Source organism: Streptomyces sp. NPDC099050 (genome assembly GCF_044759865.1).
Lineage (GTDB): Bacteria > Actinomycetota > Actinomycetes > Streptomycetales > Streptomycetaceae > Streptomyces.
Genome location: NZ_JBIWAE010000014.1, coordinates 101,130 through 124,733 on the forward strand (window position 1 = coordinate 101,130; position 23,604 = coordinate 124,733).

The 23,604-nt window shown below is 72.7% G+C and carries 23 protein-coding genes and 1 pseudogene; 14 read left to right on the plus strand and 10 right to left on the minus strand.

Translation table 11 applies throughout. The features are described from left to right. Positions 1 to 14 precede the first annotated feature (14 nt). Both ACIQV3_RS23540 and ACIQV3_RS23545 read right to left on the minus strand, forming a co-directional pair. Complete coding sequence (locus ACIQV3_RS23540; protein WP_403714765.1) at positions 15 to 1,625, minus strand: alpha/beta hydrolase; 1,611 nt, start codon at positions 1,623 to 1,625, stop codon at positions 15 to 17. Positions 1,626 to 1,748: 123 nt separating this feature from the next. Then, entirely contained in the window at positions 1,749 to 2,846 is a 1,098-nt protein-coding gene (locus ACIQV3_RS23545) for an Rv2578c family radical SAM protein (protein ID WP_403714767.1), read from the minus strand. Positions 2,847 to 2,955: 109 nt separating this feature from the next. Here ACIQV3_RS23545 and ACIQV3_RS23550 point away from each other — a divergent pair, with 109 nt between their 5' ends. The 6 genes from ACIQV3_RS23550 to ACIQV3_RS23575 all read left to right on the plus strand — a co-directional run bounded on the left by ACIQV3_RS23550 (position 2,956) and on the right by ACIQV3_RS23575 (position 9,128). Continuing rightward, positions 2,956 to 3,786 (plus strand): hypothetical protein, encoded by an 831-nt coding sequence (locus ACIQV3_RS23550; RefSeq protein WP_403714769.1) that lies wholly within the window; start codon positions 2,956 to 2,958, stop codon positions 3,784 to 3,786. A gap of 74 nt (positions 3,787 to 3,860) precedes the next feature. Beyond that, entirely contained in the window at positions 3,861 to 4,304 is a 444-nt protein-coding gene (locus tag ACIQV3_RS23555; protein WP_403714770.1) for an SRPBCC family protein, read from the plus strand. 171 nt (positions 4,305 to 4,475) lie between these two features. After that, positions 4,476 to 5,309: a M55 family metallopeptidase gene (locus tag ACIQV3_RS23560; protein ID WP_403714772.1), complete on the plus strand. Its 834-nt coding sequence runs from the start codon at positions 4,476 to 4,478 to the stop codon at positions 5,307 to 5,309. A 25-nt stretch (positions 5,310 to 5,334) separates the two neighbouring features. Then, positions 5,335 to 6,720, plus strand: coding sequence for a M20/M25/M40 family metallo-hydrolase (locus ACIQV3_RS23565; RefSeq protein WP_403714960.1), 1,386 nt, complete (start codon positions 5,335 to 5,337; stop codon positions 6,718 to 6,720). Continuing rightward, a complete protein-coding gene (locus ACIQV3_RS23570; protein WP_403714774.1) occupies positions 6,717 to 8,855 on the plus strand; it encodes a prolyl oligopeptidase family serine peptidase in 2,139 nt (712 codons plus the stop codon). Before ACIQV3_RS23565 ends, ACIQV3_RS23570 begins: the two co-directional genes overlap by 4 nt. A 33-nt stretch (positions 8,856 to 8,888) precedes the next feature. Further along, positions 8,889 to 9,128: a DUF1049 domain-containing protein gene (locus ACIQV3_RS23575; RefSeq protein ID WP_403714776.1), complete on the plus strand. Its 240-nt coding sequence runs from the start codon at positions 8,889 to 8,891 to the stop codon at positions 9,126 to 9,128. A 47-nt stretch (positions 9,129 to 9,175) separates the two neighbouring features. Here the strand turns inward: ACIQV3_RS23575 and ACIQV3_RS23580 are convergent, their stop codons facing one another. After that, positions 9,176 to 9,928, minus strand: coding sequence for a hypothetical protein (locus ACIQV3_RS23580; protein WP_403714961.1), 753 nt, complete (start codon positions 9,926 to 9,928; stop codon positions 9,176 to 9,178). Positions 9,929 to 10,319: 391 nt separating this feature from the next. Here ACIQV3_RS23580 and ACIQV3_RS23585 point away from each other — a divergent pair, with 391 nt between their 5' ends. Next, the gene (locus ACIQV3_RS23585) at positions 10,320 to 11,219 is read left to right on the plus strand and encodes an arginase family protein (protein ID WP_403714778.1); all 900 of its coding nucleotides are present in this window, start codon (positions 10,320 to 10,322) and stop codon (positions 11,217 to 11,219) included. A 276-nt stretch (positions 11,220 to 11,495) separates the two neighbouring features. On the opposite strand, the gene ACIQV3_RS23590 is transcribed toward ACIQV3_RS23585, so the two are convergent. Then, positions 11,496 to 12,047, minus strand: coding sequence for a DinB family protein (locus ACIQV3_RS23590; RefSeq protein ID WP_403714780.1), 552 nt, complete (start codon positions 12,045 to 12,047; stop codon positions 11,496 to 11,498). A gap of 124 nt (positions 12,048 to 12,171) precedes the next feature. On the opposite strand from ACIQV3_RS23590, the gene ACIQV3_RS23595 reads away from it, so the two are divergent. Next, on the plus strand, positions 12,172 to 14,142 hold the full coding sequence (locus tag ACIQV3_RS23595) for a DUF5107 domain-containing protein (RefSeq protein ID WP_403714782.1): 1,971 nt from the start codon (positions 12,172 to 12,174) through the stop codon (positions 14,140 to 14,142). Between the two features lie 34 nt (positions 14,143 to 14,176). Here the strand turns inward: ACIQV3_RS23595 and ACIQV3_RS23600 are convergent, their stop codons facing one another. Next, a complete protein-coding gene (locus tag ACIQV3_RS23600) occupies positions 14,177 to 14,491 on the minus strand; it encodes a hypothetical protein (RefSeq protein ID WP_403714783.1) in 315 nt (104 codons plus the stop codon). 281 nt (positions 14,492 to 14,772) lie between these two features. On the opposite strand from ACIQV3_RS23600, the gene ACIQV3_RS23605 reads away from it, so the two are divergent. The 3 genes and pseudogenes from ACIQV3_RS23605 to ACIQV3_RS23615 form a co-directional block, all read left to right on the plus strand. Further along, positions 14,773 to 15,789, plus strand: a complete 1,017-nt coding sequence (locus ACIQV3_RS23605) for a helix-turn-helix domain-containing protein (protein WP_403714785.1) — start codon at positions 14,773 to 14,775, stop codon at positions 15,787 to 15,789. Positions 15,790 to 16,925: 1,136 nt separating this feature from the next. Beyond that, a complete protein-coding gene (locus tag ACIQV3_RS23610) occupies positions 16,926 to 17,336 on the plus strand; it encodes a hypothetical protein (protein WP_403714787.1) in 411 nt (136 codons plus the stop codon). A gap of 132 nt (positions 17,337 to 17,468) precedes the next feature. Further along, positions 17,469 to 18,047: pseudogene (locus ACIQV3_RS23615) on the plus strand (transposase); the annotation flags it as partial. On the opposite strand, the gene ACIQV3_RS23620 reads toward ACIQV3_RS23615, so the two are convergent. The 4 genes from ACIQV3_RS23620 to ACIQV3_RS23635 all read right to left on the minus strand — a co-directional run bounded on the left by ACIQV3_RS23620 (position 17,977) and on the right by ACIQV3_RS23635 (position 20,380). After that, on the minus strand, positions 17,977 to 18,435 hold the full coding sequence (locus ACIQV3_RS23620; protein ID WP_403714789.1) for a Tn3 family transposase: 459 nt from the start codon (positions 18,433 to 18,435) through the stop codon (positions 17,977 to 17,979). The pseudogene ACIQV3_RS23615 and the gene ACIQV3_RS23620 sit on opposite strands and share 71 nt — an antisense overlap. After that, positions 18,374 to 18,943, minus strand: a complete 570-nt coding sequence (locus tag ACIQV3_RS23625) for a dihydrofolate reductase (protein ID WP_403714963.1) — start codon at positions 18,941 to 18,943, stop codon at positions 18,374 to 18,376. The genes ACIQV3_RS23620 and ACIQV3_RS23625 overlap by 62 nt, the downstream gene beginning before the upstream one ends. 86 nt (positions 18,944 to 19,029) lie before the next feature. Continuing rightward, a complete protein-coding gene (locus ACIQV3_RS23630) occupies positions 19,030 to 19,827 on the minus strand; it encodes a thymidylate synthase (protein ID WP_403714791.1) in 798 nt (265 codons plus the stop codon). A gap of 106 nt (positions 19,828 to 19,933) precedes the next feature. Further along, complete coding sequence (locus ACIQV3_RS23635) at positions 19,934 to 20,380, minus strand: nuclear transport factor 2 family protein (protein WP_403714793.1); 447 nt, start codon at positions 20,378 to 20,380, stop codon at positions 19,934 to 19,936. A gap of 106 nt (positions 20,381 to 20,486) precedes the next feature. On the opposite strand from ACIQV3_RS23635, the gene ACIQV3_RS23640 reads away from it, so the two are divergent. Together ACIQV3_RS23640 and ACIQV3_RS23645 are read left to right on the plus strand one after the other, a co-directional pair. After that, complete coding sequence (locus ACIQV3_RS23640; protein ID WP_403714795.1) at positions 20,487 to 21,056, plus strand: PadR family transcriptional regulator; 570 nt, start codon at positions 20,487 to 20,489, stop codon at positions 21,054 to 21,056. Positions 21,057 to 21,123: 67 nt separating this feature from the next. Beyond that, a complete protein-coding gene (locus ACIQV3_RS23645; protein WP_403714797.1) occupies positions 21,124 to 21,885 on the plus strand; it encodes an SGNH/GDSL hydrolase family protein in 762 nt (253 codons plus the stop codon). Positions 21,886 to 21,952: 67 nt separating this feature from the next. Here ACIQV3_RS23645 and ACIQV3_RS23650 read toward each other — a convergent pair whose 3' ends face one another. Further along, on the minus strand, positions 21,953 to 22,825 hold the full coding sequence (locus ACIQV3_RS23650; protein ID WP_403714799.1) for a class I SAM-dependent methyltransferase: 873 nt from the start codon (positions 22,823 to 22,825) through the stop codon (positions 21,953 to 21,955). A gap of 203 nt (positions 22,826 to 23,028) precedes the next feature. On the opposite strand from ACIQV3_RS23650, the gene ACIQV3_RS23655 reads away from it, so the two are divergent. After that, on the plus strand, positions 23,029 to 23,601 hold the full coding sequence (locus ACIQV3_RS23655; RefSeq protein ID WP_403714801.1) for a TIGR03086 family metal-binding protein: 573 nt from the start codon (positions 23,029 to 23,031) through the stop codon (positions 23,599 to 23,601). Positions 23,602 to 23,604: the final 3 nt, after the last annotated feature.

The following is a 23,604-nucleotide window of genomic DNA, read 5'->3' on the forward strand; positions in this document are numbered from 1 at the left end:
TTGCCCGCCCCGCGTCAGCCCCGGAAGCCCAGCAGGCCGTGGAGCGCCGCGCCGCCCGCCGACGGCGGGACCGCGCGGGTCGCCGGGATCGGGGTGGGGGCGGGCTGTGCGGGGCAGACGGCGTCCGCGGCCTTGCCCGTCAGCAGGTACGAAGCCAGCTTCTCGTCGAGGCATTTGTTGCCGCTCAGGGCGATGCCGTGGTTGCCGCCGCCCTCCTCGACCACCAGCGCCGAGCCCGCGAGCTTGCGCCGCATGCTCACCGCGCCCTCGTACGGGGTCGCCGCGTCCTCGGTCGCCTGGAAGAGGAGCGCCTGCGGGAGCGCCGAGTTGGTGACGTCCGGTGCCTGGAGCGGCTCGCCCGGCCAGAAGGCGCACGGGGCGTTGTACCAGGCGTTGTTCCAGGTCATGAAGGGCGCCTTGGCGTGCGTGCGCCACATGTCGGCCCGCCACTGGTTCCAGTTCCTGGGCCAGGCCGAGTCCCGGCACTGCACGGCCGTGTACACGCTGTAGCTGTTGCCCGCCGAGGGCTCCACCGCGCCGAACTTCTCGTACGCCGAGACCAGCGGCTTCGGGTCGCCCTCCACCGCGTACGCGGCGAAGGCCGTCGCGAGGTGGGGCCAGTAGCCGTTGAAGTAGCCGCCCGGCATGAAGGTGTCCTCCAGCTCCGCCGGGCCCACCTTGCCGCCCGCCGGCGCCGTGCGCAGCGCGGTCCGCATCTCGTACCAGCGGGCCTCGACGGCGGCCGGGTCGGTGCCCAGGTGGTACGTGGCGTCGTACCGGGCCACCCAGGCCAGGAAGGCCTTGTGGCGGGAGTCGAAGGCCTGGTCCTGCGCGAGGTTGTCCTCGTACCAGACCCCGGCCGGGTCGACGACGGAGTCCAGGACCAGGCGGTGCACGCGGTCGGGGTGGAGCTTGGCGTACACCGCGCCCAGGTAGGTGCCGTAGGAGTAGCCGAAGTAGCTGAGCTTGTCCGCGCGCAGTGCGGTGCGCAGGACTTCGAGGTCGCGGGCCGCCGAGACGGTGTCGATGTACGGGAGGACGTCGGCGTGTTTGGTCTGGCAGGACTCGGCGAAGGACTTCACCCGCTCCAGGTTGGCCCGCTCGGTCTCCTCGTCCAGCGGTACGGAGTCCGGCCGTACGGGGGTGAAGTGGCCGGCGCCGCAGTCCAGGGCGGGCTCGCTCTTGCCGACGCCCCGGGGGTCGAAGCCGATCACGTCGAACTGGGCCGCGAGGTCCTTGGGCAGTGCGGAGGCGATGAAACCGGCCAGCGTGCGGCCGCTGCCGCCGGGCCCGCCGGGGTTGACCAGCAGCGGGCCCTGGGAGCGGGCGGCCGTGTGGGGGACCCGTGTCAGGGCCAGGGAGATCTGCCGGCCCGCCGGGTTCTCGTGGTCGAGGGGGACCTTGAGGGAGGCGCACTGGAGCGTCGGGTAGCGGGAGGTCGCGCAGTTGGACCACTTCAGGGCTTCGGTGGCCGGGGCGGCCGGAGCCACCGCTGCCGGGGCCGCGGCCGTGACCGGACTCGCCAGGGCGGCGGCCATGGTGGACACCGCGAGCAGGACGGCGGCGCGCCGCAGGGCGGGACCGGGCTTGCTCTTCTTCATCGGGCGCAGCATCGGGTGCAGCATGGGGCCTCCCAGCCGAGGGTTCTGGGCGGAATCGTCCCGGAACCTGCGCTCGGAAGGGGGGATTGGGGCCCCGATTGGCCCGATGTGATGACCCTTCAGTCGGTCGTACGGTCGTACGGGCGCTCAGAGCAGGCTGAGCTGGGTCGGCCCGGGCGCGGGCGCGGCGCCTTCCGGCCGCTCGGGTACGACGATCCGCCGGGCCGGTCGCGGGCCGCCGGGGCCTCCGGGGCCGATGCCGAATTCGGCGGCGAGCTCGTGGACTTGGCGGGTGATCATCCGCTGGTACCAGGTCGGCGCGTACGAGCCGCCCGCGTACATCCGCTCGTACCGCTCGACCAGGTGGGGGTGGTGCTCGCCCAGCCAGGCCGTGAACCACTCGCGGGCGCCGGGGCGCAGATGGAGTACCAGGGGTGTCACGGAGGTCGCGCCCGACTCGGCGACGGCCCGGACGGTGGCCCGCAGCTGCTCCGGGGAGTCCCCGAGGAAGGGGATCACCGGGGCCATCAGCACCCCGCACTCGATGCCGGCGTCGGTGAGGGTGCGGACGGCCTGCAGCCGGGCGGCGGGGGAGGGGGTGCCGGGTTCGACCGTGCGCCACAGGGCGGTGTCGGTGAAGCCGACGGAGACGGAGATCCCGACGTCGGCGACGGCCGCGGCCTGCTGGATGAGGGGGAGGTCGCGCAGGATCAGCGTGCCCTTGGTGAGGATAGAGAAGGGGTTGGCCCGCTCGCGCAGCGCCTCGATGATCCCGGGCATGAGCCGGTACCGGCCCTCCGCGCGCTGATAGCAGTCGACGTTGGTGCCCATCGCGATGTGCGCGCCGGTCCATCGGGGCGAGGCGAGTTCACGGCGCACGAGCTCGGGGGCGTTGGTCTTGACGACGATCTGGGAGTCGAAGCCGATACCGGTGTCGAGGTCGAGGTAGCCGTGCGTCTTGCGCGCGAAGCAGTACACGCAGGCGTGACTGCATCCCCGGTACGGGTTCACGGTCCACTCGAACGGCATGCGGGAGGCGCCGGGGACCCGGTTGAGGAGGGAGCGGGCGCGGATCTCGTGGAACGTGATCCCGCGGAACTCGGGGGTGTCGAAGGTGCGGGTGACGACGGCGTCCGCTCCGAAGAGCGCGGCGGGGCCGTCGGTGCCGGTGGGTCGGCGCCCGGGTGCCCCGCCCTTGGTCCGATCGGTCCGGCCGGACTCGTTGCTCAGATTGTCCCAGCGCATGGTGCGCCTCCCTCGGTAGCTCGCCCAGAGAATAGGACAAACGTTCCCATGATCGTGCGGGGGCGAAATCGCCTTGCCCGCCCCGCGCCGCTCGTGGAAGGTTCCGGCCATGAGTGTGATGCGCATGGTGGTGTGCCTGCCGGGAGCGGCCCGGGACGGGCTGCGGGAGGCGATCGGCGAGGTGATGGCCCCGTTCGAGCAGTGCCGCGGCGCGCACTGGCGGTTCGACAACTGGGACAGCTGGGCCATCAGGGGCGGCACCGACCGTGAAGGCTTCCGGGTCCTCCCCGGCCGCGCGGACGATCCGCGGCTCGTCGCCGAGGACCCGTTGTCCGACGGCACCGTGCGGTCGGCCGAGCCCGGCTGGTGCGCCGGAGGGCCCCGCGAGGCCCTGGACCTGGCGGCGATCCGCACCGACGCGGGCGAACTGGCCGGCGCGGCCTGGGACGCGTGGCACCGGCTGGCGCCGAGCCACCCGCCCTTCACGCCGTTCCTCCAGCCGTCGGGCGCGCCCTGGCCCGACCTCGACGCCTACCGGGCCGGGCGCCGGGCCCACGCGGCGGCCTGGGAGGCCTTCGCCGCGCAACCGCTGCTCGCCGCCCACGAGGACGCCGTACTGGACCTGATGGCCACCCGTCGCGGGTACTCGACGGACGGCCTCCTGGGCACGCTGCCCTACGGCGCCCCCGCCCTGTGCACCCGTGAGGAGTACGTGGCACGCCGGACCTCCGGCGCATGCCTCGTCAGGAACGTGCTGACGCTCGACGGCTGGTGGTGCGAGGCGGGGGACGATCCCGTCCACGCGGGCTGCGAGCCGCCGCCCGACTGCCCGCACCCCCGGCCGTTCCCGCAGGCGCCCGTCGCCCGGAACGCGGCCGACCGCTACCTGGAGGCGCTCCCCGGGGACACTCTCCTCGTCTGGCTCCGCGTCCACTACTGACCCGGATTTGGGCGCCCGCCCCGGAGGTGGTTGGCTTCGCGGTGACGAGCGAACACAACTGCTGGAGGAACGCCATGGCGCAGGTCGAGGCCACCACGGAACGCATCATCGGGGCGGACGCGGAGACCGTGTTCGACGCGCTGGCCGACTACACCGGGACCCGGGGCAAGGTGCTGCCCGAGCACTTCAGCGAGTACGAGGTGCGCGAGGGCGGCGACGGCGAGGGCACCCTCGTCCACTGGAAGCTCCAGGCCACGAGCAAGCGGGTCCGCGACTGCCTGCTGGAGGTCACCGAGCCCACCGACGGCCAGCTCGTGGAGAAGGACCGCAACTCCACCATGGTCACCACCTGGACCGTCACCCCGGCGGGCGAGGGCAAGTCCAAGGCCGTCGTCACCACCGTGTGGAACGGCGCGGGCGGCATCGGCGGCTTCTTCGAGCGCACCTTCGCGCCCAAGGGCCTCGCCCGCATCTACGACGCGCTCCTCGCCAACCTGGCCGCCGAAGTCAACGGCTGAGCAAGGTCGTTGCCGGTGAGCCCGGGGGGCCGGGCCTCACCGGATCGGGTGAAACGAGCCCGCCCGGGGCCGCGCCCGCGCCCCGGCGCGCCCCGGGCGTGGCCCCGGGGTCCGGCAGGGGCCGGAGGGCTAGGGTGGGGCCCTGAGCGCTACCGACCGCCAGGGGGCCCGATGAAGATCCTCATCTCCGCCGACATGGAAGGTGCCACCGGCGTCACCTGGCCCGCCGACGTGCTGCCCGGGACCCCCCAGTGGGAACGCTGCCGGACCCTGTTCACCTCCGACGTGAACGCCGCCGTCCTCGGGTTCTACGACGCCGGCGCCGACCGGGTCCTCGTCAACGAGGCCCACTCGACCATGCGCAACCTGCTGCTGGAGAAGCTCGACGCGCGCGTCGAGATGCTGACCGGCCGCCACAAGTCCCTCTCCATGGTGGAGGGCGTCCAGCACGGGGACGTCGACGGCATCGCCTTCGTCGGCTACCACACGGGCGCCGGCGCCGAGGGCGTGCTCGCCCACACCTACCTCGCCAACTCCATCACCGGAGTCTGGGTCAACGGGACCCGTGCCAGCGAGGGCGTGCTCAACGCGCACGTGGTCGCCGAGTACGGGGTCCCGGTCGTCCTCGTCACCGGAGACGACCTGACCTGCGCCGACGCCGCCGGATACGCCCCGGACGCGGTGACGGTCGCCGTCAAGGACCACGTCTCGCGTTACGCCGCCGTCTGCCGCACCCCGGCCCGCACGGCCGCCGACATCCGGGCCGCCGCCAAGGAGGCCGCGGCCCTCGCCGTCCGCCACGAACCGGTGCGCGGGGGGCCGTTCGCCGTGGAGGTGGAGTTCGACGCCGAGCACCTGGCGATGGCGGCCACGGTCGTGCCCGGGGTCGAGCGGGCGGGTGAGCGTAGGGTCGGATACACCAGCGGGACGATGTACGAGGGTATCCGGACCTTCAAGGCGGTCACCACGATCGTCTCGGCAGCGGTGGAGGAGCAGTATGGCTGACATGTCCGTGCCGGGCGGGAGCACCATGCCGGGCGGGAGCACCGTGCCGGGCGGGAGCACCGTGCCGGGCGCCCATGCCCCCGTCGGCGGCACCCCCATCGACCGGGTGGCCCTCGACGAGGCCGTCGAGTTCACCTCCGGCCTGATCCGCATCGACACCACCAACCGCGGCGGCGGCGACTGCAGGGAACGCCCGGCCGCCGAGTACGTCGCCGAGCGGCTGGCGGACATCGGCCTGGAGCCCGCGCTGCTGGAGCGCACCCCGGGCCGCACCAACGTGGTGGCCCGGATCGCGGGCACCGACCCCACCGCCCCCGCCCTCCTGGTCCACGGCCACCTCGACGTGGTCCCGGCCGAGGCCGCCGACTGGAGCGTGGACCCCTTCTCGGGCGAGATCCGGGACGGGGTGGTCTGGGGCCGCGGCGCCGTCGACATGAAGAACATGGACGCGATGGTGCTGGCCGTCGTACGGGCCTGGGCGCGGGCCGGAGTGAGGCCGCGGCGGGACGTCGTGATCGCCTACACCGCCGACGAGGAGGACAGCGCGGTCGACGGCTCGGGCTTCCTCGCCGACCACCACCCGGAGCTCTTCGAGGGCTGCACCGAGGGCATCAGCGAGTCCGGGGCCTTCACCGTGCACGCCGCGCCCGGACAGGCCCTCTACCCGATCGCCGCCGGCGAACGCGGCACCGCCTGGCTGAAGCTCACCGCCACGGGCACCGCCGGGCACGGCTCCAAGCCCAACCGGGCCAACGCGGTCAGCCGGCTCGCCGCCGCCGTCGCCCGCATCGGCGAGCACGACTGGCCGGTCCGTCTCACCGACACCGTCACCGCCTGCATCACCGAACTCGCCGCGCTCCAGGGGATGTCGGTGGACCCGCGGGCCCCCGGATTCCAGCTCGACCAGATCCTCAACAAGCTCGGCCCGGCCGGCGCCCTGGTCGAGGCCACCGTCCGCAACAGCGCCAACCCGACCATGCTCAGCGCCGGTTACAAGCTCAACGTCATCCCCGGCACCGCCACCGCCTACGTGGACGGCCGGACGCTGCCCGGGGGCGAGGCCGAGTTCATCGCCACCCTCGACGAGCTCACCGGCCCCGACGTGCACTGGGAGTTCCACCACCGGGAGGTGGCCCTCGAAGCCCCCGTGGACGGGCGGACGTACGGGATCCTGCGCGAGTCCGTCGAGGCCTTCGACCCCGAGGGTCACGTGGTGCCCTTCTGCATGGCGGGCGGCACCGACGCCAAGCAGTTCTCGCGGCTCGGCATCACCGGCTACGGCTTCTCCCCGCTCAAGCTGCCGCCCGGCTTCGACTACTGGTCGCTCTTCCACGGAGTGGACGAGCGGGTGCCCGTCGACGCCCTGCACTTCGGGGTCCGCGTCCTCGACCGAGCCCTGCGCGCCCTGTGACGCCCCCGCTGAAGACCCCGCGCGGCGACGGCACCGCGCCCTACGGCAGCTGGCCCTCGCCGATCGGCGCCGCGCTCGCCGCCTCCCTCGACGGGAGACCCGAGTACGTCGGCGCGATCGGCGCCGAGGTGTGGTGGACGGTGCCCCGGCCGGCCGAAGGCGGCCGTCGCGCCCTGGTCCGCCGGCCCGCGGACGGCGGGCCCGCCGTCTGCGCGCTGCCCGCGCCGTGGAACGTGCGCAGCCGGGTCACCGAGTACGGCGGCCTGCCCTGGGCGGGTGCCGAACGGCCCCTGGGCGGGCCGCTGGTGGTCTTCGTACACTTCGCCGACCAGCGGCTGTACGCGTACGAGCCCGACGCGCCCGGCAGCCCCGAGCCACGGGCGCTGACCCCGCTCTCGGCGGTCGGCGGCGGGCTGCGCTGGGCCGACCCGGTGCTGCGGGGCGGCGAAGTCTGGTGCGTGCTGGAGGAGTTCACCGGGACCGCGCCGACCGACGTGCGCCGCGTACTGGCCGCCGTACCGCTGGACGGGTCGGCCGCCGAAGACCGGTCGCTCGTAAGGGAGTTGACCGACGACCGGTACCGGTTCAGCACCGGGCCCCGGGTCTCCCCGGACGGGCGGCAGGCGGCCTGGCTGGTGTGGGACCACCCCCGGATGCCGTGGGACGGCACCGAGCTCCGGCTCGCCGAGATCACCCCGGACGGCCGGCTCGCGCAGGCCCGTACCGTGCTCGGCGGACCGGAGGAGGCCGTCGCGCAGGTCGAGTGGACCACCGGCGGAAGCCTCCTCGCGGTCAGCGACCGGGGCGGCTGGTGGAACCCGTACCGGGTGGACCGGGGGACGGGCGAGGCCGTCAACCTGTGCCCCCGGGAAGAGGAGTTCGGCGGGCCGCTGTGGAAGCCCGGCCTGCGCTGGATCGCGGCGCTCCCCGACGGACTGGTCGCCGTCCTGCACGGCCGGGGCTCCTCGGTGCTCGGCGTGCTCGACCCGGAGAGCGGGGACCTGGTCGACGCGGCCGGGCCGTGGACGGCCTGGCAGCCCACGCTCGCCGTCAGCGGCAGCCGGGTCTACGGGGTCGCGGCCAGCCCGCGCAGTGCGTACGAGGTGGTGGAGCTGGACACGGCCACCGGGCACGCCCGGGTGGTGGGCGGCCGCGGCTGCGAGGCGGCGGAGGCGGGGGGCGGGGCCGGGGACGGGACCGGGACCGGGGTCGGCGACGGGGTCGGGACCGGGGTCGGCGACGGGACCGGGGCCGGGACCGGGGCCGGGGTCGGCGGGGCGGACCCCGCGGACCGGGCGGACCCCGCCTACTACCCCGAGCCGCAGAGCAGGACCTTCTTCGGCCGGGGCGGCCGGGAGATCCACGCCCACGTCTACCCGCCGCACCACCCCCTGCTGCGCGCCCGGGCCGACGAACTGCCCCCGTACGTGGTGTGGGCGCACGGCGGCCCCACCGACCACGTGCCGCCCGTACTCGACCTGCACATCGCCTACTTCACCTCCCGCGGCATCGGCGTCGTCGAGGTCAACTACGGCGGCTCCACGGGCTACGGCCGCGCCTACCGGGAACGGCTGCGCGAACAGTGGGGCCTGGTCGACGTCGAGGACTGCGCCTCCGTGGCGCGGGCCCTGGCAGCCGAAGGCACCGCCGATCCGGACCGGCTCGCGATCCGGGGCGGCAGCGCGGGCGGCTGGACGGCCGCGGCCTCGCTGGCGTCGACCGGTCTGTACGCGTGCGCGGCGATCATCTATCCGGTCCTGGAACTGGCCGGCTTCGCCGCCGAGACCCACGACCTGGAGTCCCGCTACATCGACGGCCTGGCAGGACCCCCGCAGACCCTGGCCCTGCGCAGCCGCGAGCGCTCGCCGGTGGCCCGCGCCGACCGGATCACCGCGCCGTTCGTCCTGCTCCAGGGCCTGGACGACCCGGTCTGTCCGCCCGCCCAGGCGGAGCGGCTGCTGGCCGCGATGCGCGGGCGGTCGGTGCCGCACGCGTACGTCGCCTTCGAGGGCGAGGGGCACGGCTTCCGGCGCGCGGACACGATGGTCCGGGCCCTGGAGGCGGAGCTGTCGCTGTACGCGCAGGTGTTCGGGTTCGAGCGGGCGGACATCCCCCGTTTGGCCCTGTCCGACTGAGCCCCCGGGCCGCGGCGCCCGGACGATGGGGCCATGAGCTCCCACACGTCCAAGAGCCGCGGCAAGGGTCGCGGGCAGATCACCCCGGGCCGCGCGGGCATCGTCGCGCTCGCGGTGCTCACCCTGGTGTTCATCTTCGAGAACACCCGCTCCACCAAGATCCGGCTGCTGATCCCGCAGGTGACGATGCCGCTGTACGTCGCCCTGCTGATCGCGGCGGTGCTGGGAGGACTGTGCGGCGCGTACTTCGCCCGGCGGCGCAGGCAGCGCTAGGGCCTGTCGTCACACTCCCGCCTGTCGGCCGTCGTCGCAGGCCGGGCTCAGTCCGAGTGGACCCAGACGCGGAGCGGGCCGATGGCGGTGAAGCCGTGGCGCAGTGCCGTGTCGAGGTCGTCCCCCGACTCGTAGCCGACGACCGCCAGGCCCGGCCAGAGCGAGGCGATCAGGGCCAGCGCGCCCGTCCAGGCCTCGTCGTCCGGGGTGCCGTCGGCGCTGAAGACGTTGGAGATGCCGACCACCTCGCCGGTGCGGTTGACGGCGGCTCCGGCGAGGATCCGCCCCCCGGCGTCCCGCCCCGCGAGGAAGGCGATCCGCGGGGTCCCCCCAGCCTGCGCCTCCTCCGCCTGCGCCTCCTCCTCCTCCTCCTCCGCGTCGAGCAGCCCCGGGTGGAACAGTCCGGTGCTCTCCTCGCCGTCCCAGGCCGTCTCCCACGCCTCCAGCTCCGCCGGGCCGCAGACCCGGCTCCACGCCAGCGCCGGGGCGGCGCCGGGAGCGGACGCCGGGCGGTGGATCCACTGGGCGCCGAAGAGGACCTCGAAGCCGGCCGGAGCCAGGTCGAGCACGGCGAAGCTGTCCTTGACGGAGGCGCCCGGAGCGCCGGTGTCGATTCCGGCGATCAGGGCGGCCGTGCCGGTGTCCCGGGTGAGGGTGACGGCGTCCGGGTAGTAGAGCGGGGTCCGGCGCGGGCTGCTCCAGGCCCGGTCGGTGAACCCTCCGTCACGGCAGACCGCGGCGCACCACGCGGCGTTGTTGTACGCGGCCGCGCGGAGCAGCTCTTCGGTGTTCGGGGTGATGATCACTTCGGGATCCTGTCACAGGCCCCGGTGTGGGGCGATGCGGTAATTCCCGTACCTCGTGGAGGGCGCGCGGGCCGGGCCGGGCCGGGACCGGGCGAAGGGAGACGCCGGGCGGGGACACCCCTCGACCGCCCCGTGTTGCCGCCCAGCAGGAGGGCGGCGACGGCTTCGGCGCGGACCGTGCGCTCGGGCCCCCGGTGTCCTCTTCGGGCGGGATCGTCCTGGTTCAGCACCGCCACGGGCTACGAGTGGTTCATGGGTGCCGCGTGTGGGCGAAATGATCCCGAGGTACCGGTGTGATCCCGCCGGCGCCCGGCCGCACCGCGAACCGGGCCGGTCGCGGCCGAAATCCCTCCTCCCGGGGCCCCGCATCGCACAGGATGAGTGCATGCGAACCCTCGTGCTCCTCGACGCGCCGTCCAACCTCGGGCTCCGCCCCCCGGCCCCGGGCGCTGTTCCCGGCGTCTACAAACTGGCCGGGGCCCTGCGCGAACAGGGGCTGCTGGCCCGGCTCGGCGCGCGCGAGGGCGGGGTGGTCGTCCCGCCGCGCTACGACCGCGGGGACTGGAAGGAGGGCGACGGGGTGTTCCACGCCGGGCCGCTGGCCGCCTATACCGTCGCCCTCGCCGACCGGATCGAGGGCCACCTGCGCTCCGGGGAGTTCCCCGTCGTGCTCGGCGGCGACTGCTCCATCCAGCTCGGCGCCTCCCTGGCCATGCGGCGCCTCGGGCGGTACGGCATCGCCGCGATCGACGGCTCGGCCGACTTCCGTCACCCCGGCAACGAGGCGGTGAACGGGCCCGTCGGGGCGGCCGGCGGCGAGGAGCTGGCGCTCGCCACCGGCCGTGGTCAGGCGGACCTCGCGGACCTGGAGGGCCTGGGGCCCTACGTGCGCGACGAGGACGTCCGGCTCTTCGGGCTGCGCGACGGGGACCCGGACCTCCCCGAGCTGCGCGCCGCCGGGATCTTCGCCGCCACGGTGGGGGCGATCCGTGACCGCGGCGCCGGGCCGGTGGCCCGTACCGCCCTGACGGGGCTGCAGCCTCCGGCCACCGCCGGGTTCTGGGTCCACCTGGACGCCGACGTACTGGACCCGTCCGTGATGCCGGCCGTCGACAGCCCGGACCCCGGCGGCCTGATCCCCGACGAACTCGCCGAACTGCTCGGCGTGTTGATCAGCTCCCCGCGCTGCGTCGGACTCAACGTCACCATCTACGACCCGGACCTGGACCCGGACGGGCGCGCGGGCGCGCTGCTCGCCGACCTGGTGGCAGGGGCGTTCGCGTAGGCCGGACCGCCGGTCCGGATCCCCGGTCCGGATCCCCGGTCCGGATCCCCCAGGTTTCGATCCCACCGGGCCGGGGGGGGGGCCCGGGCGGGGGGGGGGGGCGGCCCGCCCCCCCCCCCCCGCGCCCCCCCCCCCCCCCCCCCCCCCCCCCCCCCCCCCCCCCCCCCCGCCCCCCCCCCCCGGGGGGTGGGCCCCCGGGGGGGGGGCCCCCCCGGCCGCGGCCCCCCCCCCGGGGGCCCCCCCCGGGGGGGGCCCCCCCCGCCCCGGCCCGGCGCCTCAGATCCCGATCGCGCCGTCGATCCGCTCGCGCAGCAGGTCCGCGTGGCCGTTGTGCCGCGCGTACTCCTCGATCATGTGGATCAGTACCCAGCGCAGCGAGACCTCGCCCCGCCACGCGTCCTTCCCGGACACCTCCAGGTCCGGGGCCCGCCGCGTGAAGGCCTCCGCGAACCCCACCTCCGCCCGCCAGGCCTCCCAGGCTTCCCGGATCACCCAGGGCGCGGACACCGCGCCGTCGAAGTCCCCGTCGGGGGAGCCCGCGGACCAGAACAGGAGCGGGACCTCCTGCCCGTCCAGCACTTGACGGAACCAGCGGCGCTCGACGTCCGCGAGGTGGCGGACCAGGCCCAGCAGCGACAGCGTGGACGGCTCCACCGACCGCTCGGCCAACTCGGGCCCCAGATCAGCGCACTTGAGACGGAGCGTCGCGCGCTGCGCCCCCAGCATGTCGACGAGCATCGCCCGTTCGTCGCCCGTCGTCGGCCCCGTGAACCGGCCCCCGGACTCTTCCCCGTCGAAGAACTGACCTCTTCTGATCACGTCGCTCATGACCTCCATGATCGGACAACGGCCCGCGCGCGAGAAGGCCGCGAGAAGGTTTTGCGTAATCCTGACCGGTGGTGATCGGCCGAATCCCTGTGCACCGGCGGCCGTGGCGTGTTCCATTTCCCTCATGGCCACCACCGTCCGCCGCTCCGTACTGACCCTTCCCGCGGCCCCGTTGGGTCCCGAGAACCCACTGCCCGCCCTCCGCGCGCCCGGCGGGGTGCACACGCTGGACGAGCGCTCGCGCGAGGGAATCCCGCGCGACATGGCACGCCAGATCGGGTACGAACCACTGCGCTCGCTGCTCCCCGTACGCATCCGGGACGGCTATCAACGGCAGCGCACCGAGCGGGACTTCGAGACGATCGTCATCGAGAACGCGCATCTGCGCGTCACCGTCCTGCCCGGCCTTGGTGGCCGGATCCATTCGCTCGTCCACCTCCCCACCGGACGCGAACTGCTCTACCGCAACCCGGTTTTCCAGCCCGCGAACTTCGCGCTGAACGGAGCCTGGTTCTCCGGCGGCATCGAGTGGAACCTCGGTGCCACCGGCCACACCACCCTCTCCTGCGCCCCGCTGCACGCCGCGCTCGTGCCGGCGCCCGACGGGGGAGTCATGGTCCGGCTCTGGGAGTGGGAGCGGCTGCGCGACCTGCCCTTCCAGGTGGACCTGTGGCTGCCCGAGGACTCGGAGTTCCTCTACGTCGGCGTCCGCGTGCGCAATCCGCACGAGCGGCCCGCGCCCGTCTACTGGTGGTCCAACATCGCCGTGCCCGAGGACGCCGGCACCCGCGTCCTGGCCCCGGCCGACGAGGCCTGGCACTTCGGGTACGAGCGTTCCCTGCGGCGCGTCCCCGTCCCCGGATGGGAGGGCGCGGACCGCACGTACCCGCTGCGCAGCACGTACCCCGCCGACTTCTTCTACGAGGTCGAAGCCGGGGCCCGGCCCTGGATCGCCTCCCTCGACGCCGACGGGCGGGGGCTCGTCCAGACCTCGACGGCCCGGCTGCGCGGCCGCAAGCTCTTCGTCTGGGGCGCGGGCGAGGGCGGCCGGCGCTGGCAGGAGTGGCTGACCGAGCCCGGCACGGGCGGGTACGCGGAGATCCAGGCCGGGCTCGCCCGGACCCAGCTGGAGCACGTACGCCTGGAGGCCGGGGCGGAGTTCAGCTGGCTCGAGGCCTACGGGGCGCTGTCCGCGGACCCGGCGGCCGTGCACGGGGACGACTGGGCGGCGGCCCGCGCCGCGGCGGGCACGGCGCTGGAGACCGCGCTGCCCGGCCCGGTCGTGGACGCGGCGTACGACGCCTGGCGCGGGCACGCCGACACCGAACCGGGGGAGCGGCTGGCCGCCGGCTCCGGCTGGGGCGCGCTGGAGGTCCTGTGCGGGGGCCACGAACTGCCCGGCACCCCCTTCTCCGAGGACACCCTCGACGAGGACCAGGCCCCCTGGCTGGAGCTGTGGCGCACCGGCGTCTTCCCCGCCCCGCGCCGGGCGGCTCCGCCCGGCCCGAGCCTGGTCGCCCCGCACTGGCGGGACATGCTGGAGACGGCCGCGGCGGACCCGCTGACCGAGTACCACCTCGGAGTCGCCCAATGGCACGCGGGGGACATCGCCCAGGCGGTGCGCAGCTGGGAGCGCGGGCTGGCGCTGGCCCCCTCACGGTGGCCGCTGCTGAGGTGCCTGGCGGTCGCCGACGACCTGGCGGGCGACCCGGCCCGGGCGGCCCGCTGGTACGCCGAGGCCTTCGAGGACCTGGCCCAGGAGAGCAGGGGCGGCGCGAGCTGGCTGGCCGCCGAATCGGCGCTGGGCCGGGAGGCACTGGCGTCCCTGCTGGCAGCGGGCCTCCTGCCGCAGGCCCGCTCCGTCTGGGACGGGCTGCGCCCCGCCCTGCGCGAGGAGGGCCGCTTCCGGCTGTCGGCGGCCCGGCTGCTCGCGGCGGAGGGCCATGTGCGCGCGGCCCGTCGGGTCTTCGAGGAGGGCTTCGAACTGCCCGATCTCCGGGAGGGCGAGGAGACCCTGGCGGAGGTGTGGTCCACCCTCACGGACTGCCCGCTGCCGGCCGCGTACAACTTCCGGATGCGCCCGCCGGGGGACTAGCCGGGGACTAGCCGGGGGACTGGGCGGCCTCAGCTTAGGCGCGGCGCCGTCGGAACTCCTCGAGCCATTCCCGTATCTGTTCGTCGTCGTGCATGAACGGCTCATCTTGCTGCAGGCGCCAATCGATGCCGTAGATCCCGGCCAGGGGGCCGGCGGGCATCTCCAGGACCGGGCCGTGTGGGGCGAGGTGGTCCGCCAGTGCGGTCAGCTCGGCGGCGTCGCTGCCGAGCCGTTTCATCTCGTAGACGGTGAAGATGACCCGGCAGTGCGGTGCGTGGGCCTTGATCTCCCGGGCGGCGGCGAGCGCGGCCTCGAACTTCGGTGGAACCCGTACGCGGGTGAGGAACACCCCACTGCTGCGGACCCGATGACCAAGCCTGGATGTCCCAATCTGCGCGCAAAGTATTCCTGCACAACGCCGGTCTGACTACAACCCTGATCCGGCCACGACCGCCGCGGACACCAGTGAGTGCTCTTCTGAAGTCGCTTCCTGTGCCTGCTCCTGGTATGCGGGCAACCGAATCAAGCCCAAGTTGAAGACGGCCGGTGTCACACTCGCCCCGCCCGGTCGGCTCCGGGATCGTTCGGGGCGAGATCACGCAGGGTGTCCAGCGGAAGGGTGGGACAGGCGTGGCAGTGACCGAGTTCAGTACCGGGGTTTTGCCGGCGGAGGATCGCTTCCCCTGTTGGTTCGACGCCGCCTCTCAGGCGCATATGCGCAGCTGGGTTCGCAGCGCACACGAGGACGACTTTCTCGCCTCGATGCGGGTGCTGGACCTGGGAAACGTTCAGGTCTCCCGGCTGTCCTACCCGTCGGTGAGAGTCAGGCGTACCGACAGACAGGTACGGCAGTCCGATCCCGAGGTCTACCAGCTCAACCTCGTCCTCACCGGCACCGGAGGAGTTGCCCAGTCCGGGCGCGAGGCCGTACTGAGCGCGGGGACCTTCTGCCTGTACGACAGCAGCCGGCCGTTCCACGGACACCGCTCCTGCTCACCCGACACGCCTGCAGCCGTCGTGGTCCAGATCCCCAAGATCCTCATGCCGCTTCCAGCACGGTCCGTCGCACGGTTGACCGCCGTCACCTTCTCCGGACACCACGGGATGGGAGCGGTGTTCACCCGCTGGCTGACCGACCTCGTCCAGCGCGCGGACGAACTCACCCGCGCGGACCATCCCGCCCTGTCCAACGTCACCTTGAACCTGCTGGCCGAAGTATGCGCGCGCCACCTGGACACCGAGACCACCGCCGCCCCGGAGGATCGGCAGGCGGTCCTGCTGACACAGATCCGTGACTTCATCCAGCAACATCTGCACGACCCCGGCCTCACGCCCGCGACCATCGCCGGCGCCCACCAGATCTCCCTGCGTCAACTGCACAGAATCTTCGACGCCGACGGCATGAGTCCCGCCGCCTGGATACGCCACCAGCGTCTCGAACACTCCCGCCGTGACCTCGCCGACCCCCGGCTAAGCCGACATCCCCTTCACGTCATCGCCAGCCGTTGGGGCTTGCCGGACAAAAGCCACTTCAGCCGCGCCTTCCGTGCCGCCTACGGCATCTCACCCAGGGATTACCGACAGCAGTTGACCCCGCAACCTGGTCCTTGGCACTCATCGTCAACAACGGAGCCCGACGGGCGCTGACGACCAACGACTCCCCAGCTTGGAAGCGGCATCGTTCACGACTAGAAGCTCTGGGCGCTCGGTCGAACAAGAGGCATCCGCCTCCTGGTGAAATGCCTGGATCCAGAAATGGAGATTTCTTTATGAGAAGTACCCTCTTCGGTACCGTCACTGCTGCTGCTTTCGTCGTAGCCGGCCTTTCGGTCACCAGCATCCCTGCTGCGGCGGCCGGGAATAGCAGCTCCAGGGCCGCAGCTGTTTGTACGACATGGCAGGATGAAAACACCTTCGGCGTCAAGTGCGATTCTCCCAACGCCTACTACGCGAAGGTGAAATGCTCGAATGGAAGCTTCGCAAGGGGTGTCACCACCAACAGCAACCGCTGGTCCTACGCGTACTGCACCTCTTTCGGTACGAACGTTCACATTGCCGGTGGCGCAACGGGCGTTCGCATCTGGGCATAACACGCCTATGGACGTGGCGAATGGCAAGGTTTCTGCGTGTTTGCAGGCGCGTATAAAATATTGACTCGCGTGCGCTTTAACCTTAATGTTCGCTACTCGTCGACCCACTCTCAAGCTAATTCTGAGTGGCTTCACGGGGTCCCGTCCGATCTGCTGATCGGGCGGGACCCAGCGGCTCTCATGGCGGTCTTGCCCACGTCGTAGCGGGGTACGGGACGGCGGTTTTTGCTCCCGGGCGGCCGTCCGGGACCGGCCGCCCCCCCCACGTCCCCCGAACCCCCTCCTGAGCGATCAAGTTCGGGACGCCGTTCGAGGCCGGAAGAAAAAGCTCAGCGGCGTCCCGGAGCGGGATTCCGAGCCTCGGCCGGTGGCCGGCGTCAGTACCTCCGAGCCACCGGCACGGGCCGGCAACGACGGTCCGGCCCGCGTGGGGCACCGTCAGGGCAACGGCGTCGGACAAGATCGGCGACGGATTCGTCGCCCACTCCGGCTGCCAAATCCAGGCAAGCGGCGTGTCCTGCGGCGGGGGCTCTGCGGTTCGGAATGTCAACGGCCTCCGCCGGGCGCGGACTTCGGTCCCTGTCCGAGACTGTCCCGGACAGGGCGGGCCCGATTTGCAGTCACTTTTTGTCATACCGTCGTTCTGCTCGCACGTCCCGGAGCACTCCGACCGTCCTACCTGAGGAGTCGTTCATGCGCTTGCGTCGCACCGCCACCACCACGGGCACCCTGTTTGCCGCCCTTGTACTGGGCCTGGCCTCGGCAGGAGGCGCCCACGCCGCCGAGATCGTCCAGACGTCCGGAACATCCGCCAAGGGAGGCTGGGGAGTCGGGACGGTCCTCACGAACGGGTACAGCGTGGACTACCTCTCGGTCTGCGACCGCGGCAACGCCGACGGCCGGCGCGCGACCGCCGAGATCTGGCGCACCTGGGACCGTGCGTACTACTCCTACGTGGACGCCGAACACGGCTCCGGAACGTGCAACGACGACACCTGGCTGCCCGACTCGGTCCCCAAAGGCACATATACCCTCCGGGTCTGCCTGCGCAACGGCCCCAGCGGGAGCTTCGAAGCCTGCTCCAGCCGCCAGTTCAGCGTCTGAGCTTCTCCTTCCGGCCTCGAACGACGTCTCGAACTGAGTCGCTCACCTGGGGATTCGCCGGACGTGGGGGCGGCCTTCGTCTGATCATGTGCTCCGACCAAGGTGCACGTGACCAAGACGAAGGCCGTGAGGTTGAGTCTGCTGCCTGATGCTGTCCGGAGGGAAGCGTCACGCTTCCGGGGCGAGTTCTACGAGTGTCTGACCGCACGGCGCGATGAGTTGTTCGTGCTCGTGGACGCGGTCCTGTGTGCGGACGGCGCGGTGAAGTCACCGGTGGACCTGACGCTGTTGCCCGAGCATCGTCGCGGGCACGGAGCGATGTACGGCGGCCTGAACCGCGGCCTGAACCGCGGCCGCATCGACGTCGACCGGCTACGGACGCTGCTGGCCGGGCTGCCCTTGCCGCGGTTCGAGGGCGGACGGCTGGTCTTGGCGGTCGATGTGTGACCGTGGCTCCGCTGGGACGCGCCGTGCTCAGCGGAGCGGCTGTTCTGCCACGTCTACGGCCGCGCGAAGACGGCCTCGCAGTTCATCCCGGGCTGGCCCTACTCTTTCGTGGCCGTGCTGGAGCCGGGCGCCACGTCCTGGACCGCGATCCTGGACGTGGTCCGACTCGGACCCAAGGATGACGCGACCGCGATCACCGCCGCCCAGCTCCGAGGAGTCGTTGAACGGCGGCGAGCTGGTCCTCCTGGCCCTCCCGGCAGGCCTGGCGGACCCGTCCGCGGCCTCCGTGGCAGATCGCACGGGCCAGGCGGTGGCGGAACTCCTGGACGGTGAGCTGCCGGTTCATCAGACAGCGGTAGGTGTCGTCCATCGGGTCGACCAGCGGGTCGAGCAGCGGGTCGACCAGGGCGAGCAGACGCATGGTCTCGTCGATCCGCCCGTGCTCGGCGAACACCGCTCCCAGCGGGGCTGGGTAGTGGGCCGTAGTCCCCGGCCGGCTCCTCGCCGTCGGGCACCGGCACGTCCGCGCGCCAGAACCGCTGGTCGGCCAGGTCCCGGAAGCGCGGCGCGAAGCGGAAGCCGAGCATCTTTTAGAGGCCGAAAGCCACGTCGGAATAGGAGGCGTTGTCGGTGGGCCCGGAGGGCCGTCCATACCGGGCGTAGGTGCGGACGCGGTAGCGCAGGCCCGTCACCGAGGACTGCCAGCCGCCGTCCCCGGCGACGGTCCACGCCGGGTCCAGCTCCGGGGCGTGCGTGTCGCCGGTGACCTGCGTGTCGACCTCGGTCACCGAGAGCATGACGGCGTGGGCCAGCGCGGCGCGGTAGACCTCGCCGCCGCCGATCACCCAGCAGGAGGCGGCGGGGGCGGCCGTCCCCGGCCGTCCGGCCGCCGCGAGCTCCAGGGCCTCGTCGATGGATCCGGCGCGCTCCGCGCCCTCCGCGGCCCAGTCCGGATCGCGCGTCACCACGATGTTGCGCCGCCCGGTCAGCGGACGGAACCGCACCGGCAGCGAATCCCAGGTCTTGCGGCCCATCACCACGGGATGGCCGAGGGTGGTGGCCTTGAAGTGGGCCATGTCCTCGGGCAGCCGCCAGGGGATCCCGTTGTCCGCGCCGATCACGCCGGCGGAGCTCTGCGCCCAGATCAGTCCGACGCTCATGCGGGTGCCCGCGCCGGTGTCCGTACCGGCTCCGGTACCTGCGTCGGTGCCGGTGTTGGTGGCGGTGTTGGCGTTGGTGTCGAGGTTCATACCGCGACCGGGGCCTTGATGGCCGGGTGGTGCTGGTAGCCGGCCACCTTCACGTCGCCGTAGGCGTAGTCGAAGAGCGAGTCGGCCCGGTGCAGCTTCAGCTCGGGGAACTCGAACGGGGGCCGCGAGATCTGCTCGGTGACCTGCTCCACGTGGTTGTCGTAGATGTGGCAGTCGCCGCCGGTCCAGATGAAGTCGCCCGGCTCCAGGCCGGCCTGCTGGGCCACCATGTGGGTGAGCAGGGCGTAGCTGGCGATGTTGAACGGCACTCCGAGGAACAGGTCCGCGCTGCGCTGGTACAGCTGGCAGGAGAGCTTGCCGTCGGCCACGTAGAACTGGAAGAAGGCGTGGCACGGAGCGAGCGCCATCTTCGACAGCTCGGAGACGTTCCAGGCGGAGACGATCATCCGGCGGGAGTCCGGGTCGCGGCGCAGCGTCTCGAGGACCTCGCTGATCTGGTCGATGTGCGAGCCGTCCGGGGTGGGCCAGGAGCGCCACTGGGCGCCGTAGACCGGGCCGAGGTCGCCGTTCTCGTCGGCCCACTCGTCCCAGATGGTGACGCCGTGCTCGCGCAGCCAGCCGACGTTGGACTCGCCGCGCAGGAACCACAGCAGCTCGTACACGATCGACTTGAGGTGCACCTTCTTGGTGGTGACCAGGGGGAACCCCTGCGAGAGGTCGTAACGCAGTTGGTGCCCGAAGACACTCCGGGTGCCGGTGCCCGTCCGGTCGGCCTTCGCCGTCCCGGAGGTGAGCACCAGCTTCAACAGGTCTTCGTACTGGGTATCCGCCACGGGCACCGAGTCTACTGGGCTGCCGCCGGAGGTCCGGTCAGCTGGTCGCAGCCGGTCAGCCGGTCAGCCGGTCAGCCGGTCAGGCCGGTCAGGCCGGTCAGGCCGGTCAGCCGGTCACCACGCCGTCGGTGAGCAGGCCGGCCAGGACCGCCTCGCCGACCGCCACGACCGCCGTCTGGGGGCGGACCATCACGGTGATCTCGTCGATCAGGCCCTCCGGCGTGAGGTGCAGCATGTCGATCCCGTGCACCTGCCGGTCGCCCACGGTGGTCCGGAACGGCAGCACGGTCGCCGGTCCCTCGGCTCCCTCCGCCCCGAACGGCACGCCGGCGGACTGGACGCTGCCGTCGAAGTGCCCGACGTAGTGGAAGCCCTCGAACGTGCGCAGGAGGACCCGGAACAGGGCCAGTACCGCCGGCTTGCCCTCGAAGGGCTTCGACTTCACCGGGCTGTTGAGCCGGACGTCGTCGGTGAACAGTGCGTCCAGCGCGGCGAGGTCATGGCCGGCCACGGCGGCGCGGAAGCGGTCGGCCGTGCTGGTGTCGGTACTCATGAAGACTCCTCGATAGTCACCGATGTGATTACTCACTTTCTTGACTATCATGGCCCGGGCGTCCTTGAGAAGACGCTGCCGCGCACGATCCCGAGGAGACCGACCGATGGCATTGCGCCACGCCGTACTGGCGGCGCTGCTCGACGAGGAGCTGAGCGGCTACCAGCTGGCCAAGGCGTTCGGCACGGGCGTGGCCAACTTCTGGCACGCCCTGCCCCAGCAGCTCTACACCGAGCTGGCCCGGCTGGAGCGGGAGGGCTTCATCGCGGGCCGCGAGGTGGTCCAGGACACCCGGCCGAACAAGCGGCTGTTCCGGGTCACCGACGCCGGACTGGCCGAGCTGGAGCGCTTCACCGCCGCCGAGACCAAGCCCTGCGTCATCCGCGACGACCTGCTCGTGAAGGTCCAGGCGGCCGAGTACGTCGACACGGCGGGGCTGATCGCGCAGCTCGCGGAGCGGACCGCCTTCGCGACGGCCAAGGCGGAGCTGTTCGAGAAGCTGCTGCGCTCGATGCGCGGCGAGCGCACCGAGGAGGAGTTCCTGCGCCACGGCACACGGATCGGTCCCTACCTCACCTGCCTGCGCGGCCTGGAGTTCGAGCGGGCCAACCGGGCCTGGTACGAGCGCACCACGATCATCCTGAACGAGAGGCGGGCATCCCGTGGAGAGCACTGAGCAGCGATGGCCGACCGGGTGCGCCCGGCACGCAGGCCACGCAGGGAACGCCCGGTACGCCCGGTACGTGGCTCTCGGCGACAGCCAGAGCGAGGGCGTGGGCGACGGGGACGACCGCACCGGGCTGCGCGGGTGCGCCGACCGGCTCGCCGAGCTGCTCGCGGTCCACGAGCCCGACGTGCTCTATGCCAACCTGGCCGTACGGGGCCGCCTCGCGGCGGGGGTCCGCGAGGGGCAGCTCGGGCCGGCCCTCGCGCTCCGCCCCGACCTGGCCACGGTGGTCGCCGGGGTCAACGACGTGCTGCGGCCCCGGTTCGACGCCGACGAGGTCGCCGGGCACCTGGAGGCGATGTTCGCCGCGCTGACCGCGCAGGGCGCCCGCGTCGCCACCGTCACCTTCCCCGACATCGCGAAGCTCGTGCCGCTCGCGAAGGGGGCGGCCCCGCGCGTCACCGCGCTCAACGACCGGATACGGCGGGCCGCGGAGCGGCACGGGGTGGCCGTCGCGGACTTCGCCCGCCACGAGGCCTCCACCGACCCGCGGATGTGGAGCGCGGACCGGCTGCACGCCGCCCCCTCCGGCCACGCGATGATCGCCGCCGGGGTGGCGCACGCCCTGGGGCTGCCCGGCAGTGACGACGCGTGGACCCGCCCACTGCCCGGCCCTCCTCCCGCCGCTCCGGCGGGCCTGCGGGGCGTCGCCGGGGAACTGCGGTGGGCCGTGGGCTTCGCCGGGCCCTGGATCGGGCGGCGGCTGCGCGGTCGCTCCTCCGGAGACGGCCGTACGGCCAAGCGGCCCGAGCTGCTCCCCGTGGGCCCGCCGGCCTAGCAGGCCCGTAGGCCTGTAGGCCCGTAGGCCCGTAGGCCCGTAGGCCTGAAAGGTACGCCCGCCGGGGTCAGGCGCGGCAGATGATCTCGCCGTTCAGTACCGAGAACCAGGCGTCCGGGTCCGCGCCCCAGATGTGCCAGGCGTCGGCGACGGCCGCCAGCTGCTCCCGCGTCGCGTGTCCGCCGCCGGTCGCGATCCCGGCGTAGGCCGAGGCCGTCGTACGGTCCGCCCACAGCGCGGACCACCAGGCGGCCTCCTCCGCGGTCGCGTAGCACCACGAGGTCGCCGTACAGGTCACGTCCGTGAAGCCCGCCGCTCGCGCCCACGCGCGCAGGCGGCGTCCGGCGTCCGGCTCGCCGCCGTTGGCGCGGGCCACCCGCCGGTACAGCTCCAGCCACTCCTCCAGCCCCGGAGTCGCCGGGTACCAGGTCATCGCCGCGTAGTCCGCGTCCCGCGCCGCGACGATCCCGCCCGGCCGGCACACCCGGCGCATCTCGCGCAGCGCCTGGACCGGATCGCCCACGTGCTGCAGCACCTGGTGGGCGTGGACCACGTCGAAGGAGTCGTCCGGGAAGTCCAGCGCGTGGACGTCGGCCGTGCCGAACTCGATCCGGGTCAGGCCGCGTTCCTTCGCGTACGCGGCGGCCTGGTCGACCACGTCCCGCGCCGCGTCCACCGCCGTGACCCGGCCCTCGGGCCCCACCAGCTCCGCCAGGTCCGCCGTGATCGTGCCCGGGCCGCAGCCCACGTCCAGGACGCTCATCCCCGGGCGCAGCCCGCCGATCAGGTACGCCGCGGAGTTCTCGGCGGTGCGCCAGCGGTGCGAGCGCAGCACCGACTCGTGGTGTCCGTGGGTGTAGACCGCGGTCTCGTGCGCGGGCTCCGCGGCGTCAGTGGTGTCCGTGGTGTCAGCGGTGTCCGTGGTGTCAGCGGCGTTCATGGACGTGCTCCTTCGTCGTCGAAAGTGCTGTCGAGGCCTGTCGAGGCGTTGGTTTCACCGTAGGGGATCAGTTCGTCATCTGAGATATGCGTTTTGACATGTGGACATCATCCTTGTGTGCCAAGGGGATTGGCCGAGTGAGTGGCAGGCTGGGGCCGGGGCGAGGACAGTGAATCCGGGGGGAACGAAGGACGGTGAGATCGATGCCGGACCCGTTGCTGGAGCGGCATGCCGAGGCGCTGCGGCTCTTCGGTCAGTACGTCCACGCGGTCTCGGACGCGCAGTGGGACGCGCCGACACCCTGTAGCGAATGGAGCGTGCGCGACCTGGTCAACCACGTCACCGCCGAACAGCTCTGGATTCCGCCCCTGGTCACCGACGGCCGCACCGTCGAGGACATCGGCAGCACCTTCAACGGCGACGTGCTCGGTACGGATCCGGCCGCCGCCTGGGACGAGGCCTCGGCCGCCGCGCACACGGCCTTCGAGATCCCCGGGGCGCTGGAGCGCACCGTCCGGCTCTCGTACGGGCCCGCGCTCGGGTCGGCGTACTGCTCGGAGCTGACCGCCGACTGCGTGGTCCACGCCTGGGACCTCGCGCGGGGCATCGGCGCGGACGACCGGCTGCCGGACGGCCTCGTCGAGTTCTCCATCAAGGAGGTCATGCCGTACGCCGGCGGACTGGCCGCGAGCGGCATGTACGCGGCACCGCTGGAGGTGCCGGCGGGGGCGAACGCCCAGACGCGGCTGCTCGCGCTGCTCGGGAGGAGCGGCTGACAC

Excerpts from the sequence above, each read along its gene's own strand:
- ACIQV3_RS23540 (WP_403714765.1), bottom strand. The coding sequence starts at position 1,625 with ATGCTGCACCCGATGCTGCGCCCGATGAAGAAGAGCAAGCCCGGTCCC.
- ACIQV3_RS23545 (WP_403714767.1), bottom strand. The coding sequence starts at position 2,846 with ATGCGCTGGGACAATCTGAGCAACGAGTCCGGCCGGACCGATCGGACC.
- ACIQV3_RS23550 (WP_403714769.1), top strand. The coding sequence starts at position 2,956 with ATGAGTGTGATGCGCATGGTGGTGTGCCTGCCGGGAGCGGCCCGGGAC.
- ACIQV3_RS23555 (WP_403714770.1), top strand. The coding sequence starts at position 3,861 with ATGGCGCAGGTCGAGGCCACCACGGAACGCATCATCGGGGCGGACGCG.
- ACIQV3_RS23560 (WP_403714772.1), top strand. The coding sequence starts at position 4,476 with ATGAAGATCCTCATCTCCGCCGACATGGAAGGTGCCACCGGCGTCACC.
- ACIQV3_RS23565 (WP_403714960.1), top strand. The coding sequence starts at position 5,335 with ATGCCGGGCGGGAGCACCGTGCCGGGCGGGAGCACCGTGCCGGGCGCC.
- ACIQV3_RS23575 (WP_403714776.1), top strand. The coding sequence starts at position 8,889 with ATGAGCTCCCACACGTCCAAGAGCCGCGGCAAGGGTCGCGGGCAGATC.
- ACIQV3_RS23585 (WP_403714778.1), top strand. The coding sequence starts at position 10,320 with ATGCGAACCCTCGTGCTCCTCGACGCGCCGTCCAACCTCGGGCTCCGC.
- ACIQV3_RS23590 (WP_403714780.1), bottom strand. The coding sequence starts at position 12,047 with ATGAGCGACGTGATCAGAAGAGGTCAGTTCTTCGACGGGGAAGAGTCC.
- ACIQV3_RS23595 (WP_403714782.1), top strand. The coding sequence starts at position 12,172 with ATGGCCACCACCGTCCGCCGCTCCGTACTGACCCTTCCCGCGGCCCCG.
- ACIQV3_RS23610 (WP_403714787.1), top strand. The coding sequence starts at position 16,926 with ATGCGCTTGCGTCGCACCGCCACCACCACGGGCACCCTGTTTGCCGCC.
- ACIQV3_RS23620 (WP_403714789.1), bottom strand. The coding sequence starts at position 18,435 with ATGGACGGCCCTCCGGGCCCACCGACAACGCCTCCTATTCCGACGTGG.
- ACIQV3_RS23625 (WP_403714963.1), bottom strand. The coding sequence starts at position 18,943 with ATGAGCGTCGGACTGATCTGGGCGCAGAGCTCCGCCGGCGTGATCGGC.
- ACIQV3_RS23635 (WP_403714793.1), bottom strand. The coding sequence starts at position 20,380 with ATGAGTACCGACACCAGCACGGCCGACCGCTTCCGCGCCGCCGTGGCC.
- ACIQV3_RS23640 (WP_403714795.1), top strand. The coding sequence starts at position 20,487 with ATGGCATTGCGCCACGCCGTACTGGCGGCGCTGCTCGACGAGGAGCTG.
- ACIQV3_RS23650 (WP_403714799.1), bottom strand. The coding sequence starts at position 22,825 with ATGAACGCCGCTGACACCACGGACACCGCTGACACCACGGACACCACT.
- ACIQV3_RS23655 (WP_403714801.1), top strand. The coding sequence starts at position 23,029 with ATGCCGGACCCGTTGCTGGAGCGGCATGCCGAGGCGCTGCGGCTCTTC.